Annotated in this window: 20 protein-coding genes and 1 pseudogene; 5 read left to right on the top strand and 16 right to left on the bottom strand. The window is 42.4% G+C overall.

Annotated elements, in window-relative coordinates:
* Positions 1-488 precede the first annotated feature (488 nt).
* Both FTU40_RS15370 and FTU40_RS06655 read left to right on the top strand, forming a co-directional pair.
* Complete coding sequence (locus FTU40_RS15370) at positions 489-617, top strand: hypothetical protein (protein WP_005169615.1); 129 nt, start codon at positions 489-491, stop codon at positions 615-617.
* Positions 618-757: 140 nt separating this feature from the next.
* Positions 758-2,041 carry a ribonucleotide-diphosphate reductase subunit beta gene (locus FTU40_RS06655; RefSeq protein ID WP_005169603.1) on the top strand — a complete coding sequence of 428 codons (1,284 nt, stop codon included), beginning with the start codon at positions 758-760 and terminating at the stop codon, positions 2,039-2,041.
* 114 nt (positions 2,042-2,155) lie between these two features.
* On the opposite strand, the pseudogene FTU40_RS06650 reads toward FTU40_RS06655, so the two are convergent.
* Positions 2,156-4,267 (bottom strand): annotated as a pseudogene (locus FTU40_RS06650) (TonB-dependent receptor domain-containing protein).
* A gap of 451 nt (positions 4,268-4,718) precedes the next feature.
* Here FTU40_RS06650 and FTU40_RS06645 point away from each other — a divergent pair.
* Complete coding sequence (locus FTU40_RS06645; protein WP_074383468.1) at positions 4,719-5,327, top strand: DUF805 domain-containing protein; 609 nt, start codon at positions 4,719-4,721, stop codon at positions 5,325-5,327.
* 24 nt (positions 5,328-5,351) lie between these two features.
* On the top strand, positions 5,352-5,867 hold the full coding sequence (locus tag FTU40_RS06640; RefSeq protein ID WP_074383469.1) for a hypothetical protein: 516 nt from the start codon (positions 5,352-5,354) through the stop codon (positions 5,865-5,867).
* A 122-nt stretch (positions 5,868-5,989) separates the two neighbouring features.
* Here the strand turns inward: FTU40_RS06640 and FTU40_RS06635 are convergent, their stop codons facing one another.
* Complete coding sequence (locus FTU40_RS06635; protein ID WP_100329157.1) at positions 5,990-6,637, bottom strand: HAD-IA family hydrolase; 648 nt, start codon at positions 6,635-6,637, stop codon at positions 5,990-5,992.
* Positions 6,638-6,735: 98 nt separating this feature from the next.
* Between FTU40_RS06635 and FTU40_RS06630 the strand changes: the two genes are divergently transcribed.
* A complete protein-coding gene (locus FTU40_RS06630; protein ID WP_100355901.1) occupies positions 6,736-7,503 on the top strand; it encodes a hydroxymethylpyrimidine/phosphomethylpyrimidine kinase in 768 nt (255 codons plus the stop codon).
* A 74-nt stretch (positions 7,504-7,577) separates the two neighbouring features.
* Here FTU40_RS06630 and FTU40_RS06625 read toward each other — a convergent pair whose 3' ends face one another.
* The 14 genes from FTU40_RS06625 to FTU40_RS06560 all read right to left on the bottom strand — a co-directional run bounded on the left by FTU40_RS06625 (position 7,578) and on the right by FTU40_RS06560 (position 16,886).
* Positions 7,578-8,633 carry a DUF1176 domain-containing protein gene (locus FTU40_RS06625; protein ID WP_180040225.1) on the bottom strand — a complete coding sequence of 352 codons (1,056 nt, stop codon included), beginning with the start codon at positions 8,631-8,633 and terminating at the stop codon, positions 7,578-7,580.
* 30 nt (positions 8,634-8,663) lie between these two features.
* Positions 8,664-8,864, bottom strand: a complete 201-nt coding sequence (locus FTU40_RS06620) for a hypothetical protein (RefSeq protein ID WP_244881220.1) — start codon at positions 8,862-8,864, stop codon at positions 8,664-8,666.
* Between the two features lie 50 nt (positions 8,865-8,914).
* A complete protein-coding gene (locus tag FTU40_RS06615) occupies positions 8,915-9,355 on the bottom strand; it encodes a nuclear transport factor 2 family protein (RefSeq protein ID WP_180000566.1) in 441 nt (146 codons plus the stop codon).
* Between the two features lie 486 nt (positions 9,356-9,841).
* Positions 9,842-10,207, bottom strand: a complete 366-nt coding sequence (locus FTU40_RS06610; RefSeq protein ID WP_005169568.1) for a 5-carboxymethyl-2-hydroxymuconate Delta-isomerase — start codon at positions 10,205-10,207, stop codon at positions 9,842-9,844.
* A 124-nt stretch (positions 10,208-10,331) separates the two neighbouring features.
* The gene (locus FTU40_RS06605; protein WP_005097964.1) at positions 10,332-10,670 is read right to left on the bottom strand and encodes a zinc ribbon domain-containing protein YjdM; all 339 of its coding nucleotides are present in this window, start codon (positions 10,668-10,670) and stop codon (positions 10,332-10,334) included.
* Positions 10,671-10,792: 122 nt separating this feature from the next.
* Entirely contained in the window at positions 10,793-11,239 is a 447-nt protein-coding gene (locus tag FTU40_RS06600; protein ID WP_005169565.1) for an SRPBCC domain-containing protein, read from the bottom strand.
* A 234-nt stretch (positions 11,240-11,473) separates the two neighbouring features.
* A complete protein-coding gene (locus FTU40_RS06595; protein ID WP_005097967.1) occupies positions 11,474-11,863 on the bottom strand; it encodes a ribonuclease E inhibitor RraB in 390 nt (129 codons plus the stop codon).
* Positions 11,864-12,122: 259 nt separating this feature from the next.
* The gene (locus FTU40_RS06590) at positions 12,123-13,055 is read right to left on the bottom strand and encodes a DUF4041 domain-containing protein (RefSeq protein ID WP_180040223.1); all 933 of its coding nucleotides are present in this window, start codon (positions 13,053-13,055) and stop codon (positions 12,123-12,125) included.
* 584 nt (positions 13,056-13,639) lie between these two features.
* A complete protein-coding gene (locus tag FTU40_RS06585) occupies positions 13,640-14,305 on the bottom strand; it encodes a pseudouridine synthase (RefSeq protein WP_180040221.1) in 666 nt (221 codons plus the stop codon).
* Between the two features lie 83 nt (positions 14,306-14,388).
* A complete protein-coding gene (locus tag FTU40_RS06580) occupies positions 14,389-15,102 on the bottom strand; it encodes an SIMPL domain-containing protein (RefSeq protein ID WP_180001536.1) in 714 nt (237 codons plus the stop codon).
* Between the two features lie 97 nt (positions 15,103-15,199).
* Complete coding sequence (locus FTU40_RS06575; protein ID WP_005097975.1) at positions 15,200-15,448, bottom strand: DUF6868 family protein; 249 nt, start codon at positions 15,446-15,448, stop codon at positions 15,200-15,202.
* A gap of 531 nt (positions 15,449-15,979) precedes the next feature.
* Positions 15,980-16,243: a hypothetical protein gene (locus FTU40_RS06570; RefSeq protein ID WP_005169554.1), complete on the bottom strand. Its 264-nt coding sequence runs from the start codon at positions 16,241-16,243 to the stop codon at positions 15,980-15,982.
* A 113-nt stretch (positions 16,244-16,356) separates the two neighbouring features.
* Positions 16,357-16,578: a hypothetical protein gene (locus FTU40_RS06565; RefSeq protein ID WP_005104128.1), complete on the bottom strand. Its 222-nt coding sequence runs from the start codon at positions 16,576-16,578 to the stop codon at positions 16,357-16,359.
* 164 nt (positions 16,579-16,742) lie between these two features.
* Positions 16,743-16,886: a zinc ribbon-containing protein gene (locus FTU40_RS06560; RefSeq protein WP_180001537.1), complete on the bottom strand. Its 144-nt coding sequence runs from the start codon at positions 16,884-16,886 to the stop codon at positions 16,743-16,745.
* Positions 16,887-16,945: the final 59 nt, after the last annotated feature.

Below are 16,945 nucleotides of genomic sequence, written 5' to 3'. Positions count from 1 at the left end.
ACAGCCCATAATTTGAGATGTGAAAATCCCTCTTTCTTAAAGAGGGATTTAGGGGGATTCCAAGCTAACTGCGAAAAATCATAGGAGGTGCGGATGTAAAAAGTAAATTTTAAGCAATAAAAAAATGGCCTATCACAAGTGACAGACCATTGATTTGAAAACCCAAGCTTTCAGAGGGTTAGCAACACTCTAGAAAGTAATAAAGGTAATCAGTGTTAAATTTTAGCGGACTTAACGCTGACTACTTTAGCAAAATTTAGAGTGTGAGTCACTCCTCTGAAAGTATCTTTTCAAAAAAGGAGATGCTGATGAGAGTAATGTGCTCATTGGATAAACCTGTAAGTGTTTGTGATTATTCCCGTTTTCGATTTAATCGTTGGGAAAAAGTACGTGCACATTGCAGAAGTTATCCAAACCAAGCTCAATTAAGCCTATGGTAAAACTTGAGAGGCTGAAAAGCCTCTCAATTAAAAACAAAGGAAACCTCAATGCCCCATATGACCCACAACTACATGTTAGGACTTGCGGCATTGCTGATTTCCTTTGCTATTACCTTTTACGCACCACTTGCTTATTTCTGGTTCAAACTACGCCAGCAGCGTAAACAAAATAAGTAGTGGGGATAGTGCTGCTGTATAAATTCACAGCATTCATCGACAAAACTTAATTTTGCTTACACAAATTAAGCGTATAGTAAGACATCTCAGCCAAGCTGAATGTCTCATAAAAGATATGAAGCAACGTAGAGAGAATTGATATGTCTATCCTAAGTTGGGACGATTTCGAAGATGATTCGCAAAAACCGGCTGCTCCTGAACAGCAGCCTGCGCCCGTCGAGCCGCAAAAAGCGACTAATTCACAGATGGTATCTGATGCAGGCAACGCATCGCCGGATGTGGCAACTGCACAACCCCTTAGAGCCACTCAAAACCGAGGATCAAATCCAACCGATTCGCTGGCAAGAGCATCTGCTTCCCTAGAACAACTTGATGTTGCTCCAGGTCTGGAAGAGCTTGAAATGGGTGCACAGCGTGTACAGGTTGACGACAAGGCGATGATCAACTGTCGTGCCGACTTGAACCAGCTTGTTCCGTTCAAATACGAATGGGCTTGGCAAAAATATCTAGACGGTTGTGCCAACCACTGGATGCCGCAAGAAGTCAACATGAACCATGATATCGCACTTTGGAAATCTGAAAACGGCCTGACTGAAGATGAACGTACCATTGTCATGCGTTCACTCGGTTTCTTCTCGACTGCCGATTCACTGGTTGCAAACAACCTGGTACTGGCGATTTACCGTCACATTACCAACCCTGAATGCCGTCAGTACATCTTGCGTCAGGCATTTGAAGAAGCGATTCATACACACGCTTACCAGTATTGTATCGAATCGCTCGGTATGGATGAAGGCGAAGTCTTCAACATGTACCGCGAAGTTCCGTCAGTGGCACGTAAAGCAGCGTGGGGTCTGAAATATACCCAGTCTTTAAGTGATCCTACTTTTAAAACCGGCACACCTGAAAATGACCAGATCCTGCTGCGCAACCTGATCGCGTTCTACTGTGTACTTGAAGGGATTTTCTTCTACTGCGGTTTCAGCCAGATCCTGTCGATGGGCCGTCGTAACAAGATGAATGGTGTTGCCGAGCAATTCCAGTACATTTTGCGTGATGAATCCATGCACCTGAACTTCGGTATTGATATGATTAACCAGATCAAGATCGAAAACCCGGGTCTATGGACAACCGAGTTCCAGGAAGAAATCATTCAGATGATTCTTGAAGGCACAATGCTGGAAATCGAATATGCACGTGACACGATGCCACGTGGTGTATTGGGTATGAATGCGGGCATGATGGAAGAATATCTGAAGTTTATTGCCAACCGTCGTCTAGCGCAGTTGGGTTTGCCTGAACAGTTCGCTGGTGTGAATAACCCGTTCCAGTGGATGTCGGAGATGATGGACTTGCGTAAAGAGAAGAATTTCTTTGAGACGCGTGTTACGGATTATCAGACCGGCGGTGCTTTAAGCTGGTAATTGGAAATATCACATAATATATAAAGTATTATGAATAAAAAAACCGCCATTCGTGGCGGTTTTTTTATCGACTGAATTTAATGATCATTCATCCTCTTCTTTTCATTGTTTGCATTAAAACTCCTTCGTCACACTCAACCCCGCACTCCAATTTCGCCCTTCTGCCGGTTCAAAAAAACGGCCATTGCTTTCATTCACGATTACTGAACCTGAATAATCTGTATCAAACACATTATCGACACGTGCAAAAGTATTCACCGCCCAATCCTGCATTTTCCAGTGATAACCAACATTCGCTGCAGTCACGACATAACTTGGAGCAGCATCAGAATTTAAATCATTCACATACATTTTGTCGCTATAACGAAGGTCGAGTCCTGCCTGTAGCCCCTGATCAGGCTTCCAACCCAGACATAAAAATGCCTGATTTTTAGCAATCCCTGGAATATAGTTCCCTTCTGCAATCGCAGCAATTGCCCCAATCGCAGGAATATCTGCATCAAAAGTCGCATCAATATAGCTATAACTGACTTGTGTGGTTAGGTCACGCCACAGCTGTTTGTTCCAGGAAAGTTCCACCCCTTTTCTGAAGGTTTTATCGGCATTACGGAAGGTTGAACGTCCACCATCACTACCGGCAGAGACAATGTCATTTTCAGTTTGGGTCTGGAAAGCGGCTACAGTAAAGTCACCGAAGCGATTAGCGGACTTTAAGCCAATTTCATAAGTTTCACTTTCTGCTGCCTTTAAACTAAAGCTACGGTTTTCGGCAGTATTTGCAGGATAGGACATTTCGGTAAAGGTTGGCGTTTCAAAACCTTGCGCATAACTGGCATAGGCCATTAATTCAGGTCGAATTTGCCAGCTCAAGGCCGAAGTAGGCAGTAATTTCTGATAATCTGTTTTGCCTGAGTGATCGCCATTGGAAAGGAATTTATCTTCTGATTTAAAATGTACATTGCTAAAGCGTAGGCCGGCATCAAGCGTCCAGTTTGGCAAGAATACATAAGAGGCTTGCAGATAGGGATCAAGGTTCCACAAGCGATTGTCTTCATCTCGGCGCAGTTCGCCTTTAACCCCCAAGCGATCACCTAAAAAGTTTTGATAGCCTTTGCGTTCTTCACTCATGGCATCCACAGCGAGACCTGCAATCAGTTGAAGATCAGGAACAATCTCCCTACCCGTCCAGCGCAGATCCGCACCATAAAAATTCCGGTCGAAGTCAATTACACCACCTGCATGATTGATTCCAGCTTGTGCTGTACGGGGAATCGACTGATATTGCGTGACTTCACGCTGCCCCCAATAGGCCATCCCATAGAGTTCATGCTGATCATTGATCGGCTTAGTCCAAGTTAAACCCGTTTGCAACTATTCGATATCTTTACGTGCATGATATAAACGGACATTCGCAGCGACCTGTTTCGGGTTGGCCTGCCACTGTTCGCGAGTTAAACCACCCGGGTCATCGGCAGCAATTTTCACATAGTTATTGATCCAGTTGATTTTAGAACCATCATCCAGCTCCCAGGTCAGCTTGGCATTGCTTAGAACTTTATGCGCGCCGCTATGCTCCCGGAAACCTCCAGTATCAAAATAGGATGAGCTGATGATATAACCCGGCTCATTGGCATGTTCTGAACCCCCTTGCACAACCAGCTTGGTCTGGCCTTTATGTTGACTGCCGGCAGAATACCCCAGCTCAATCGAGTCAGCACCTTGCCCCTCTCGCGTGGTGGTTAAAATCGTTCCGCCTGAAGAGTTACCATACAGTGAGGAAAAGGCACCACTCAATACTTCGATATGATCCAGACTATTTAAATCAATATTCGAGCTTTGCCCCTGTCCATCCGGCATGCTGGCTGGAATTCCATCCACATATAAACGCACCCCACGCACGCCAAAACTGGAACGCGCACCAAAGCCACGTATCGAAATTTGTAGGTCTTGTGCATAGTTTTCCCGATTATTGAGTTGTAAACCGGGAATGCCTTTTAAAGTTTCCGACAGGTTCACATTCATGCCCTGATTTTGTTCTTGATTGAGATAATACACTGATGCAGGCGTGGTCAACTGCTCCCGGTCGGTACGGGTCGCCTGCACAATAATGGGCGCAAGTTTTTGTACTTCTGTCACCGCATTCTGTGCGTATAGCGTCTGGCTGATACAGGCGATTAAAGCGGATAAGGTGGTTTTTATCGGCAGATGTTGAAGTCGATGCTGCATCATATTCGCTTCCTGATCACATGATGACTCAGAAAAATAGGTCTGGCTGGAACATATCTATTTATTCTATTCAGTCAGCTGGATCGTCTATGTTCAGTGGATTCGAGTTATCTTTATAAAATCAATACAGAAATTTTAATTTTAAAATGCTGAATAATGTGGTTTAAATATTGAAGTCATGGATCAAAATGCTCTTTGAATTTATGCAATATTGTCCAACATAAATGGTTTCTTTGACATTCTATTGCTTTATAAAGCTAATGATGACTTTATGAAACAAATCAACAGCATTTCTAGCAGACTTTGCCAGAATCTGTTATCTGAATAAAAATGAATCATCAAAAACCGATGCTTCGGGCTTTATGTTGGCGACTGCATCAATCTAAAATGGTTCGGCGAATAAATTGCATCACTTTAAAACAATAATCCAGCTTAATAGACGAGAACAAGCATGAAAGGTTCAATCCTTGATTTTTCTATTCAACACAATACCGGTTTTATCTCGGGGGATGATAATCAGCGCTATAGCTTTAATGGCGCGGACTGGCGTAGTGAGCGTCCACCTTCGCGTGGCGATCGGGTCGATTTTATTGGCAACAGCACAGGTGAAGCCTCTGAGGTGTATCTGGCCTCAGGCAATTCTATTTATATGGGAGAAAAGATTTCCAGTCAGCTGGGTAAATACTCCAATCTGGATCAGGCCGAGGAAAATTACAGCAGCATTGACTGGTTTGTAAAATGTCTGACCAACTATGCAAACTTTTCTGGCCGCGCACGCCGTAAAGAATTTTGGTTCTTTATGCTGTTTTGTGTAATTTTAGGCATTATTGCGGAGGTCATTGATCAAGTCTTAGGCACTCAACCACTGCTCAATGGCCTGCTTAATCTGGCACTTCTTGTCCCAAGCCTGGCCGTTGGCGCTCGTCGTTTGCATGATGTAGGACGCTCTGGCTGGTGGCAATTACTGATGCTGACCGTGATTGGTATTCTGGTGCTGATCTGGTGGTGGGCAACTGAAACCAAGCAACAAAATAATGAATATGGTGCTCCAGCAAAATAACTGAATCTTACAAATCCCGTCTTGATGCGGGATTTGTTTATCGCTTATTTAATGAGTAAATATCAACAAAATCAGACCTTCTCAATGCTGCAAGATCAATTAGTGAAATTTCCAGATGCTGTATGGGTGCAAATCTACAAAGATAAAATGCAGCTGATGAATATGGATGGCACGATTATACATACCCTGCTACCCGATGTGCCTTATGCCCATCCTCGGAGCATTATTGCGGACTTTGATGCCGCCTCAGGAACACTGAAGCAACTTTTACCCTCATCGGCCATGAAGATGCTATTTGGTTCTATTGCGCTGCTGCAAATTATGGATGTTCCTGAAGATGGTTTAACCGAACTTGAAAAGCGGGCATTACTGGAACTGGGTTATGAAAGTAAGGCACAAAATGTCATCCTGTTTGACCATGCCGGAAATGCCTTGACCAAAGACCGAGTCCCCCCCCAACATCAGATGACGATCATCAAAATTTTGCTGGTGATCATTATTATGGTGGTGTTGGCATCAACCTGGTTTTTGACGCTTTAATTCTTTTAGCCCAAATTAAAAAATCCCGCACTGTGCGGGATTTTTTAATCTCAGCAGCTCAGTATGACCTAGCTGCTTTCTGCCTCAGAACCATCACGACCGTTCATAAGACTGTTTCATCTTCACTTAAAATAATTGAGCAACTGGTCAAAGTGGTCTATTTGATATTTGGGTTGTGCCAGCGCTAACTCTTGCTGACTGCCATAGCCATAGCTCACTGCAATCGAGTCAATGCCATTATGACGTGCGCCAAAAATATCGTATTCACGGTCACCGACCATGATGCAGCCTTCGGCCTTTAAATGTTGCTGTTCTAAAATATACTGAATCAGCTCACCTTTATTGGTTCTGTCACCATTGAGTTCGCTGCCATAAATTTCAGTAAAATACTGAGCCAGATCAAAATGCTCTAAAATCTGTTTGGCATAAACCGTCGGTTTTGCCGTAGCGACAAACAAACGATAACCACGGCGTTTCAGTTCTGCCAACGTTTCTGCCACACCCTCGAAAACGTGATTTTCATATAGGCCTTTCACTGCAAAACGTTCGCGATAAGCCATCAACGCCTGCTCAGCCAGAATATGATCGGTCTCGATATTTAAAAGTTTGGCCAGCGAGGCTTTTAAGGGAGGACCGATAATCCAGTCGATATTGATCTCATCGCTAATCGGATGACCCACCTTTTCCAGACCGTAACGCGCAGACGTGGTGATCCCCACTTTAGGATCAGTTAATGTCCCATCCAGATCAATTAAAATATTCTTAATCACAGCCCATCCCCTCTCATCAGCACCGATATAAATTAATATCGAGAGTTCATTCAAATTTGCCTATACTAATGTAATTTTAGTGAATGAAGGACATCATTTTGCGCCCTACCGTACTTTGCTTTTCCGGTTTAGACCCTTCAGGTGGAGCCGGTCTTCAGGCAGATATTGAAGCCATTGGTCAAAGTGGTGCACATGCAGCAATTGCCTGCACAGCCCTCACCATTCAAAATTCACAGCAGGTTTTTGGTTTTGAAGCGACATCTAAAGAGCTGCTGCTGGCTCAGGCCAATGCCGTGGTGAATGACCTGCCAATTCGCTGTATTAAATCTGGCATGTTAGGCACCACAGAGAATATCGCAGCACTGGCGGAGTTTTTGACTGCACATCCGGACTATCTGTATGTACTCGATCCGGTTCTGGTGGCAAATAGTGGCGGTTCATTGGGCAATCAGGCGACACTGGTCAAAGCATTTACCCAACTAATTCCATTGGCTACCCTTCTAACTCCGAATACGGTTGAACTGCGTGCTTTAACAGGTGAAGAAGACCTACAGCTGGCCACTCAAAAACTATTTGATATGGGTGCACAAGCAGTTCTGGTTAAAGGCGGTCATGAAGATACGCCGGATTATATTCAGAACAGTCTGTATATCGCGGGCAAGTTGATTAATGAGACCCGCTGTCCACGTCTGGAGGGTGAATATCATGGTTCGGGTTGTTCACTGGCCAGCTTTATCGCCGGGCGTCTGGCCATGGGTGATCAACTCAAAACGGCGGTACAGCATGCAGAAACCTGGTTGTTTGGGGTATTAAAAATTGCCGACATCCCTGTTCCGAATGGTCAGAGAATTCCAAAGCGCTTCTAAGATAATATTTTTTTAAATTCAAAAGCCTGAATGATTCAGGCTTTTTTTATCACTTCTATTTTTCGAGGGTATTTCTATTTACCCTGAATGACTGTGCTTACATAGGTCGGCAAATCCCAGGCACCGCCAGCAAAGCCCTTGCATTGTACGGTCAGGCTACTGAAACTTTTGACAAATGTTTTACCATCCCATGCCCATTCGTCCTGACTCAGACAATCACCCAAACCACGTACTTTATGCCCGGAAAATATCTGGCCTTGGCTAAAGGTTTCTCCGGAGGTGGTCACCAGTTGTCTCGGTTGCTTGTTTTGATCTATCAGCCAAAAACCGCTGCCCATATTATAGGCTCCACGCCAGCAAGGGATCTGAATCAGCTGATTTTGAGCATTGATGGGATAAATCATCATGACATCATCCGGCATAAAGTGTTGGCTAAACAGCAAATCGCATTGATCTTCGTTAGTGCTCGCTTGCAGTTTCCGAATCATCTGCTGACTCGCCGCCGTATTCAGTTTCACTTGAGTGATCTTGCCTGACTGATATTTGGGTATCATAATTTGCGGGATCGCTGCGGCTTTGAGTACCGCTTGACTGGATTTTTTCCCAGGCTTGATCAAGGCTGAGGGCGTAGAGAGGCGGCGCTGAAATTCATCCATCTTCAGCAAAACGGCACTGGCTCCGGCTGTCGACAAAGTCCAGCGTGATTGTGCATTCTTAAATATCACTGGATCCGTGCCTTGAACTGCTTTTAATAAGGCTTGTGTTTGTGCACGACTCAGTTGACCTATCCCTTGCTGATCTAAACGAATAACACCATAGGGCTTGCCCGCGATTTGTAACTGAAGCTGAGCTGTCGATGTTGCAGCTTGCAGGGGTAAAATTTGGACTTTTGCTTGTACCGCACTGGTCGTTTCTGCTGCGCGCATCAATAAAACTGAAACTGGTCGATTAATCTCCTGATCCGACTGATAACCAGAAGCGCGGCAGGTACCGGTATTGTCGCAGGCCATTTCCCAATCTTTATGTGAAAAATGCAGCCCCTGAATGGCAGCAAGACTTAATGAGCTGATACTGGCCAGACCAAATGCGACACTCATTGTTTTGATGCTGTCTATCCATTGTTGTTTCATTATTTAGTCCTTAAATTGTATTCGGCCAGCCTAGTGCGGCTTCCTCACTGGAAGGTTCCAGCCGACCACTTTGACATTCTGCACATTTGGATTCCTCGCTTCCTGCTTCGGGGTATCGATCGAATTTTCTAGCCTGTCAAAGGTCTGAATTGCACCGTCCCACATCCCGGCTCCCTGACGATAGTCTTTGAGTATATTCAGTTTTTGCTGAATGGTGTCCTGATAAAGCATGCCTGTAATCATTTACCAAGATATTGCACTTAATTTTTTGAGCTTATGACTTAACTGACGCTTTTGATCCTGCGCATCTTACGGGTTTCGAGTTGTACCGGTACTGAGGTATGTTGATGCAACAATTGCCATCGTCCCTGCTGCTTGCTGAGACACATACTGACCCGGCACCAACCCAACTGGAAAATTGGCTCAATTACCGCATAATTCACCCGAACATAGCCATCGACCAAGGCTAAATCAGTGCTCACATGAATATTGACATCTTGACGCTCTATCCGGATTCCTTCAGGGATAAAAGGCCGATATTGCAACCAGAGTGCCTGATAGGCATCTATGCCTTTTATTTCAGTACTGACATCGACCAGACGGATATCTGGCCGGCATAATTGAATAATATCCTGGATCTCCAGACTGCATATGGCATGGTCCCATTGCTGAAGAAATGCCACGACTTCCTGACTCAGTTGTTCATCCCCAAAAACCTGCATAAAGTCCCCCTCAATCAGGTATTCAGACCTGAAATCGGAATTAAAATTGTCCCAAATTTCTGGTCTTTTGCTTTTCTTATTTTGATTATGCTCAAGCACTATAATTGCTTGGCTATCCCCTTTGTGTTATTCACTGCAATTCATCTGAATATTATTTAAAATATTATTTTGATTTCAATCTTTAAGTTAAGTCCAAAACTTCATGCAATCTGCATAGACATGCCACATTACAGCCCTATCAATCTTTATTTTTATTTAAATCAGGAATAGAGAGTTATCTGAACCCACTTTAAGACTTCTGCGGTATTTTTGTAAATGACCAAAAATGTCATTTATAAAAAAATATGTTTATATTTTAATAAGATGAAATGAATTTAGGAATAGTATTCATGTTCGGTCGTCTGATTTATTTTAGACTGAGCAATTGTAAAGAGTTTAAGTACAACTCTTAAGCTGTCGCGATGCCACACAGCTAAAAGCCAGGATTTAAATCGTGGCTTTGCTATAGGTCTGCTTTGGCATTTCAATAATTTCGACACAGAGCTGAATTTTTAATTCGGGCTGTGGAGCAATAGATTGCTGCATCACCTCAAGCACCAATGCAGAAATCGCCTGACGCACTTCGACACTACGTCCACTCAATAGTGAGACTTTGGCATGTGCATAGGCCTGATCTGTCCGTGGACTCAGTCCAATGACATAATCCTGCTGCATAATCGCACGACTTTTTAAATCATCGGGATCGGTGACATAGCCTGCATTGAACAATGCCTGATGCATGGCCAGCAAGAGCGGCTGAGTCTGGAGCAGATGTTGAAGATTGTCAGAATATTCCAGATGCAGATGTGGCATACGAGTGATCTCGGATCAAAAACGTGAGGATTGGGACTACATAAAAAATAAACGCTGAATTTTAGCAATGAGACGATTTATCCACCGTCTCATGTCCAGTTAAAATTCTAGTCTGATGCCAGATTTAAGCTTTCTTTACATATTCAGATTTTAGCTTCATCGGGCCCATTCCCTCGATTTTACAATCGATATCATGACCATCGGCAGCATCCGGCAATAGGCGGATACTTTTGACTTTGGTACCCACTTTCACCACTGAAGATGAACCTTTGATTTTCAGGTCTTTAATCACCGTCACGCTATCGCCGTCCGCCAGCACATTGCCATGAGCATCCTTAATGATCACTTGTTCTTCAGTAATTTCGCCTTCTTTCCACTCATGTGCACATTCAGGGCAGATCAGTAGATCGCCATCTGCATAGGTATATTCAGATTGGCATTTTGGACAGTTTGGCAGACCCATAAGAACCTCGAAAAAGAGAAAAATTAAATAAATGAAACAAATAAGATCACAGTATAGCATCTTTGCAGAGATGCGCTTTTGAACAGGAGTTTCGTTGAAGGCCAGCTCATAATCATCAAGCATTAATTATCCGGGATATGCGGATTCACCAGCAAGGAAAGTAGCTGGAATGATTCCTGCCAACTTAAGTGACATACCGCAGGCGGCACTAAATCGGGATAGCCGACCTGAATAATATGCAGGCCTGTACCGACTGAAACCTTTTCAAAGATCACAGTGACTTCTATTTCACCTTGCAGATCTGGCGTCGAAAACTGATCGGTATAACGCAGTAACTGATTGGGAATCACCTCATGATAAATCCCATGAAAATGGTGCTGGGTACCGGTGGAAAAATTGGTAAAGGTGGTTTTATAGCTGCCGCCGGGTTTGACTTCCGCATGTTCTACCTTGGCAATAAAACCATGTGGTGCCAACCATTTTGCCAGGGCATCCGGGTGAACAAAAGCACGATACACCCGCTCCGGAGGTGCACTAAACACTCGATGCATTTTTAGGGTGTAACTCATTTTGCCTAGTCCCTTATTGTTATTATGTATTTTTATTGAGGGATATTGCCCTTCTCTTGTATAGACTGACCAGACCAAGCTGAGCATCCATAGAACTGATTTTACGCAATCCTCAATCTGGTATATATAATAACTATGTATCTGTATTAAAGTCCTGACATTCCGATATAACTAAATATAAAGGATAAAAAAACCCGGCAGCACCGGGGTTTTTTTATTTAAATACAGGCACAATCAGCTATTACGTAGACTGCTTTCTTCTTCATCCAGCTCATCATCATAGACATAGGCCATGCAGCCCCAACCATCATATTCACCCTGAAATTCTGCAGCGATTTTGCTGAACCACTGTTCCAGATCCACAATATCCTCGTAGGTTGGTTCCATATAGACATAAATCGTGATAATCCATTCCAGGGTCGCGCTTTCTTCATCCTGAAACAGGCTGATTTTTTGTTCTTCCTTTAAGAGATACAAGGCACAACGATCTGCCTGCTCTTCATCACTAAACACCAGCGAAAATTCGATTTCATGTGCTTCTTGCAGGTCGTCGCCATCCTGATGCATTTGCCACAGTACATTGCCATTTTCATCGTCAGGGAATTGATTGTAATCACGTGACATAGAAGTATCCTTATTATGATGCTGTTTTATTCTGCATCTAAGATTAGCTGATTTTTAGACAATTATCGAGATCCGGACAAAAAATATTATCTTTTAACCATAAATAAACATATGATTTTTATAAATATAAAAATTATCTGTCAAATGGGTATTTCTTAAATATTTACAGCCTATCACGTCCGGGAATATCGATCTTTCGCTAAAACCCTATTCGTTATCAGCTACCATCAAGACTTAGTGCGCTTGATGCCTATCAAAACTATACGGTCTCTGGATGCCGGCCTTCTTGCTTCATGTGCACAACCAGCGCAGCAAACTTTAATTCCTCTAAACGTAAATCCAGATAGGATGACTGAATCGTGGCCTGACTCAGTTGCTGTCCGGTATAATTCAGCAGGACATAATCATCCCTTAAGGCTTGCAACATCTGTCCCAAATTTTCTCTGTTTAATTGAGCAAGATATAAATCTGCCTTGCTATTAAAGGCCAAACTAAAGATTTCAATGATACTTCTACGGCGGCTGTCATCGATATAATTACAACTGGCGATCTGCTGTGTTGCTATGGCCTGCTGAATTTTTTCACGTACATCGAGCAGATGCCGAGCCGCATCCGTTTCACTATATCCTGCGATCAGCTGTTGTAAAAGTTGCGGTACTGGCAGACATAAACCGTAATGCTTGGCCTGGATTTTATGTTCCAGGGCATTCACTACGTCCTCTAAGTGCTGCTGTTGCTTGGCCTGTTGATAATAACCCGCTAAACTTTTTCTGGCCTGCTGTTCAACTTCGACTAAGGCTTTCGCTTGAAACTGGGCGAGATAGTCTTTCACGCTTTCAATATAAGCCTTGAGATCATCAATCATGATCGAAGCATCCAGTTTGGTCACTTCAACAAAATTTTCGGCCTGCAAAGTCCGGTTGATAATATATTGTTCGATATCATAGATATCCTGGTATTTTTTATATTTATTCAGGGCAATTTTTAAACTGCCATGCTGTACCCGTAATTGGGTAATTTCATAATTCAATTCATCGACTTGAGTTTCATAATCTGCCAATTTGCTGCGGGAATGATCCAGATTTTCCTGTAAAAACTGGATATTGCTGCGTAATGAAGCCTGTACCTTCATGCTCCATAGCAATGCACATATTAGAATACTCGCGAGAACGAAGAGAGCCATACTGAGCATCGTTCTTTCCTTTAACCCCGGGCATTGCCCTAAAACATCAAATTAAAAATTTATTATAAAGTACTGGTTAATTTTGCATCACTTTAACCAGATAATCAAAGCCATTAATCGCCACTAAGTCTTTCATTCATTTTATTTTTCTATAATTTTTTATGTGTAAGTCATACATCATGAATTGATTTGCAGCTTAAATCAAAACGATCCTGAAACAGCTAACGGTATTTTTTATATCAAAGGATATAATTTAAAAGTTTAAAATTAATGACAGTAAAATTAAAAAACCAATAGAAATAAAGATATCAAACTTATAAAAGCAGATAAAGACAATAAAAATTCCTAAACTCATCATCAAGATATGCAACCAGCATTCACCTGTATGTTTTCTACCAACAGCAGATTGAGCAATGCATAAGTATTAGATTTCAAATAAAAAACATGAAAAACCATTAATTTTCAGAGCATTGACTGAAATAAATTCTCACAATTTTTAATTTAAGCGGTTCAGTTTAAGGGCAAATACCATTTTTAATGATTACAAAAAATAGAACTAATTTGACTGGATACCATTGTTTTTATGATCCAAATCAAAACGGGACTACGACTTCAATTTCAACTGGAACACCACTCAGCGGCTGGCTAAAAGCCAGATAACTGGCATGCAAAGCCATACGCTTTAAAGGGCTGCGCTGGGGTTCAGGATGATAAATTTTATCGCCAGTAATGGGATGACCGATATGCAGCATATGCACGCGTAGCTGATGGGAACGGCCTGTGATGGGCGTGAGTAAAACCCGACTAATGTCTTGCTGGGGCAAATATTCTATTGCCTGATATAAGGTTTTGGCAGTTTTGCCCAGTTCATAATGCACCATCTGACGCGGACGGTTTTCCCAGTCGGTCATCAAAGGCACTTCGACGCTGCCTTGACCTTCAAGTTTGCCTTGTACCAGTGCGACATAATTTTTATGCACGGTACATGCCTGAAACATTTTACTCACCGCCACTTCTGCATCACGGTGTTTGGCAAACATCAAAATACCTGAAGTGGCCATATCCAGACGATGGGTGATTTTAGCCTGCGGATACTGGTCCAGAACCCGCAAATAAGCACTGTCATGATGTTCAGCTAAACGCCCGGGAACCGACAATAATCCGGCCGGCTTTTCAATCACCACCAGATCATCATCTTCATAAACAATATGTAACGGCTCTTGCGGTGGGCAATAGACAAAGTCGGGGTTGATGGGCATTTTAGGAATACAGCATCTGGAACAATGCGCGCAAAATAACAAGCTGTATTTAGCCTGTCAATCACCGCGCATAGCCAGATAAATTAATCTGCCAGATAATAATCCACCGTCGAGACCACACGGACTTTTTTCAAATAGGGGGTATTGCTGTCGCGATCTTCGATACTAAACATGCCCTGATTGGCGGACTTGATTTTCCCCAGACTGCTTTTTGAATCTGCGGCAAATTTTTCTGCCACACTGCGGGCATTTTCGGTGGCTTGTTCAATCATCGCCGGCTTAATGTCATTCAACTTAGTAAATAAATATTCGGTTCTTTGTCCGGAATCATCTCCAGCAAAGGCAATGCCTTTTCGACCCAAAGCCATCAGACGGCTTTGTGCCTTGCGTACTGCATCGATGTTGTGGGTATAGACGGTAATGGTCTGACTGGCAGTATAGCGCAGTGCGACATTGGCATCACCGCCGTATTGCTGGGCGTATTTATCGGTAATACTCGGTGAAGCACTGGTGATCTCTTCGGCACTAAAACCTTCATTTTTTAGAAAGGTCTGAATTTCCTGGGTATTGTTTTGCATGGTATCGTACAACTGGGCCAGATCCTGACTGCCTGCGTTAAAACGGATCGGCCAGACTGCTACATCAGCTTTGACTTCGCGTTCCGACAAACCTTTGACCGACACAATACGTTCATACTGTTTGATTTTTAAGGCGCTATTGCCCAGAATCCATCCTGAAATTATCATCCCCAAAGCAATCAGGACACCCAAGATTAGTGCCGGTTTAAATCGATTCATCTGTTTCAACTCCTTTAAAATCCTGTTTTAGTTTTTATATACCCTACTGATCCGAAGCTATTTTTCTGTCATTGAAATATTCAGTTCAGCATAGCGCTTAACTTTGCTTGATTAAATAGATTGCAATTAAAGGCGCCAAGTTAAACAGCAAAATCCCAATTTTATACAACGCCATACCTGAATAATGAATCACATCGAAGCTGGCTTCAGATAGCCGGAACCATTTTCCATGCAATTGTTTCATCCAGTTTCGGGCAAATACAAAAACCGTGAACCAGAGCATGAGAATAGTGTAATTGATGACTAAGGAAAATAGCAGAAAACGACACCAAATATCGAGATTCATCATAATTCCCCACTGGGCGCAGCTGATGCTTTAAAAATAACAGATTTGATCTGGGAAAATGAGAACTGATTTGTATCATGCTTGAATTGAATCTTGGTTTAAGCTTTTGATTTATTGTTATTTTAATGATTTATCATATTTGCACTGCTGGAGAATTTTTTAGGGTGTTGGGAAAACGTCTAATGGTTTACTTCAACTATCAATCTTTATAAGACTTGATCTTATAGCCTATAAACTTGTGGTCTATAGCGTCCTAAGCCGGATCGAGACCTTTTGGGTTCGTACTGCACTCGCGTTTTGCGCCGCTCACAGCATGCTACTCTTTCCGATCCCATCACACCCTTGAAAGCTATATTAGGCAAAAATGAACGGGATTAATTTCCTATGTTTTTTTAATTTTTAGATTTTTTGAAAATTTATTTCATTATTAAACTAAATTTAGGGAAATAAATTTCATTCTTCATTTTTTACGCTTTTTTATTCTATAAAAATGGCCTTTATTGCAATTTATCTTCAAGACATGATGACTATTTATTGAAACAAAGCAGCCTGAATCCATTGTGCGCTAAACCACCAGATACTGATCGCCGACATCCCGCAGAGCAGATTAGCCAGAACCTTATTGAGTCTCGTCAGTTGAGAATTATAGATTTTCAGATTTACCAAATATGCCATCACGCCGTAGAGCAAGCCAATCGCGCCCCCAAACAGGATCAGAATTAATGGCCATGCAGAATAAAAATGGGCTTTTTTGCTTAATTTGCCTGATTCTGGTGCGTAGTCTCTGATTTCCATATGCGCTTGCCCTCTTTCCAATATGTGCACATGCACTATTTCAAGGCAGATATTTAGCTGTTATTAAATATTTGCCGTCTCAGACTTGGATTGAAGCAAGAAGCAGACCAATTTTAGTGTACAAAGAGCTGACGGGTATGCTGGTTAATATAGGCATTTAGCCCATCGCCATATCGGGCGAGCTGTTTCATGTTTTCGACATGTTGATAACCGGCACTGCTATAGCTATAAGTATAAACTTTCGAGGTTTTCTTAAATTGAACCCGAATAAACTCGTTACCAATCTCGTAATTGGCAACACCCGAGTCATGATTAAGATCAAGATAATGTTGCAATTGAGCTGCCCTAAACACTGTGAATCTAGGCTTTTATATGGGGTTTTATTGGTTAATTTTCAATCAAATCTAAATCATAAATAGCGAAGTTTAGATAGCAAAAAGCCCTATCGAGTAATAGGGCTTTCGTTCAAAACAGAGGGTAACTGTTTGAATTGTTTTGCTTAGGCATTCTTATTGTTAAATTGATTGCCTTGGCATTTGGTACACGGTGGTAAACGATCAGTACCAATTTCTAAGTAGGTGCGGTGTCCGCATTGAATACAAAAATAGAAGCCTGTTCCGGGTTTTTCGCCAGCAGTAACCATCTTTGTTCTCCATAGTTTTAGAAATGGTAGATCTAGTATAACCCTCTTATGATGAATGT

The sequence above is a fragment of the Acinetobacter sp. YH12100 genome, assembly GCF_013419135.1.
GTDB classification, from domain to species: Bacteria; Pseudomonadota; Gammaproteobacteria; order Pseudomonadales; family Moraxellaceae; genus Acinetobacter; species Acinetobacter pseudolwoffii.
This window is presented reverse-complemented; position numbering and strand designations above follow the sequence as displayed.

Excerpts from the sequence above, each read along its gene's own strand:
- FTU40_RS15370 (WP_005169615.1), top strand. The coding sequence starts at position 489 with ATGCCCCATATGACCCACAACTACATGTTAGGACTTGCGGCATTGCTG.
- FTU40_RS06655 (WP_005169603.1), top strand. The coding sequence starts at position 758 with ATGTCTATCCTAAGTTGGGACGATTTCGAAGATGATTCGCAAAAACCG.
- FTU40_RS06645 (WP_074383468.1), top strand. The coding sequence starts at position 4,719 with ATGAAAGGTTCAATCCTTGATTTTTCTATTCAACACAATACCGGTTTT.
- FTU40_RS06640 (WP_074383469.1), top strand. The coding sequence starts at position 5,352 with ATGCGGGATTTGTTTATCGCTTATTTAATGAGTAAATATCAACAAAAT.
- FTU40_RS06625 (WP_180040225.1), bottom strand. The coding sequence starts at position 8,633 with ATGAAACAACAATGGATAGACAGCATCAAAACAATGAGTGTCGCATTT.
- FTU40_RS06620 (WP_244881220.1), bottom strand. The coding sequence starts at position 8,864 with ATGCTTTATCAGGACACCATTCAGCAAAAACTGAATATACTCAAAGAC.
- FTU40_RS06615 (WP_180000566.1), bottom strand. The coding sequence starts at position 9,355 with ATGCAGGTTTTTGGGGATGAACAACTGAGTCAGGAAGTCGTGGCATTT.
- FTU40_RS06610 (WP_005169568.1), bottom strand. The coding sequence starts at position 10,207 with ATGCCACATCTGCATCTGGAATATTCTGACAATCTTCAACATCTGCTC.
- FTU40_RS06605 (WP_005097964.1), bottom strand. The coding sequence starts at position 10,670 with ATGGGTCTGCCAAACTGTCCAAAATGCCAATCTGAATATACCTATGCA.
- FTU40_RS06600 (WP_005169565.1), bottom strand. The coding sequence starts at position 11,239 with ATGAGTTACACCCTAAAAATGCATCGAGTGTTTAGTGCACCTCCGGAG.
- FTU40_RS06595 (WP_005097967.1), bottom strand. The coding sequence starts at position 11,863 with ATGTCACGTGATTACAATCAATTCCCTGACGATGAAAATGGCAATGTA.
- FTU40_RS06590 (WP_180040223.1), bottom strand. The coding sequence starts at position 13,055 with ATGCTCAGTATGGCTCTCTTCGTTCTCGCGAGTATTCTAATATGTGCA.
- FTU40_RS06585 (WP_180040221.1), bottom strand. The coding sequence starts at position 14,305 with ATGCCCATCAACCCCGACTTTGTCTATTGCCCACCGCAAGAGCCGTTA.
- FTU40_RS06580 (WP_180001536.1), bottom strand. The coding sequence starts at position 15,102 with ATGAATCGATTTAAACCGGCACTAATCTTGGGTGTCCTGATTGCTTTG.
- FTU40_RS06575 (WP_005097975.1), bottom strand. The coding sequence starts at position 15,448 with ATGAATCTCGATATTTGGTGTCGTTTTCTGCTATTTTCCTTAGTCATC.
- FTU40_RS06570 (WP_005169554.1), bottom strand. The coding sequence starts at position 16,243 with ATGGAAATCAGAGACTACGCACCAGAATCAGGCAAATTAAGCAAAAAA.
- FTU40_RS06560 (WP_180001537.1), bottom strand. The coding sequence starts at position 16,886 with ATGGTTACTGCTGGCGAAAAACCCGGAACAGGCTTCTATTTTTGTATT.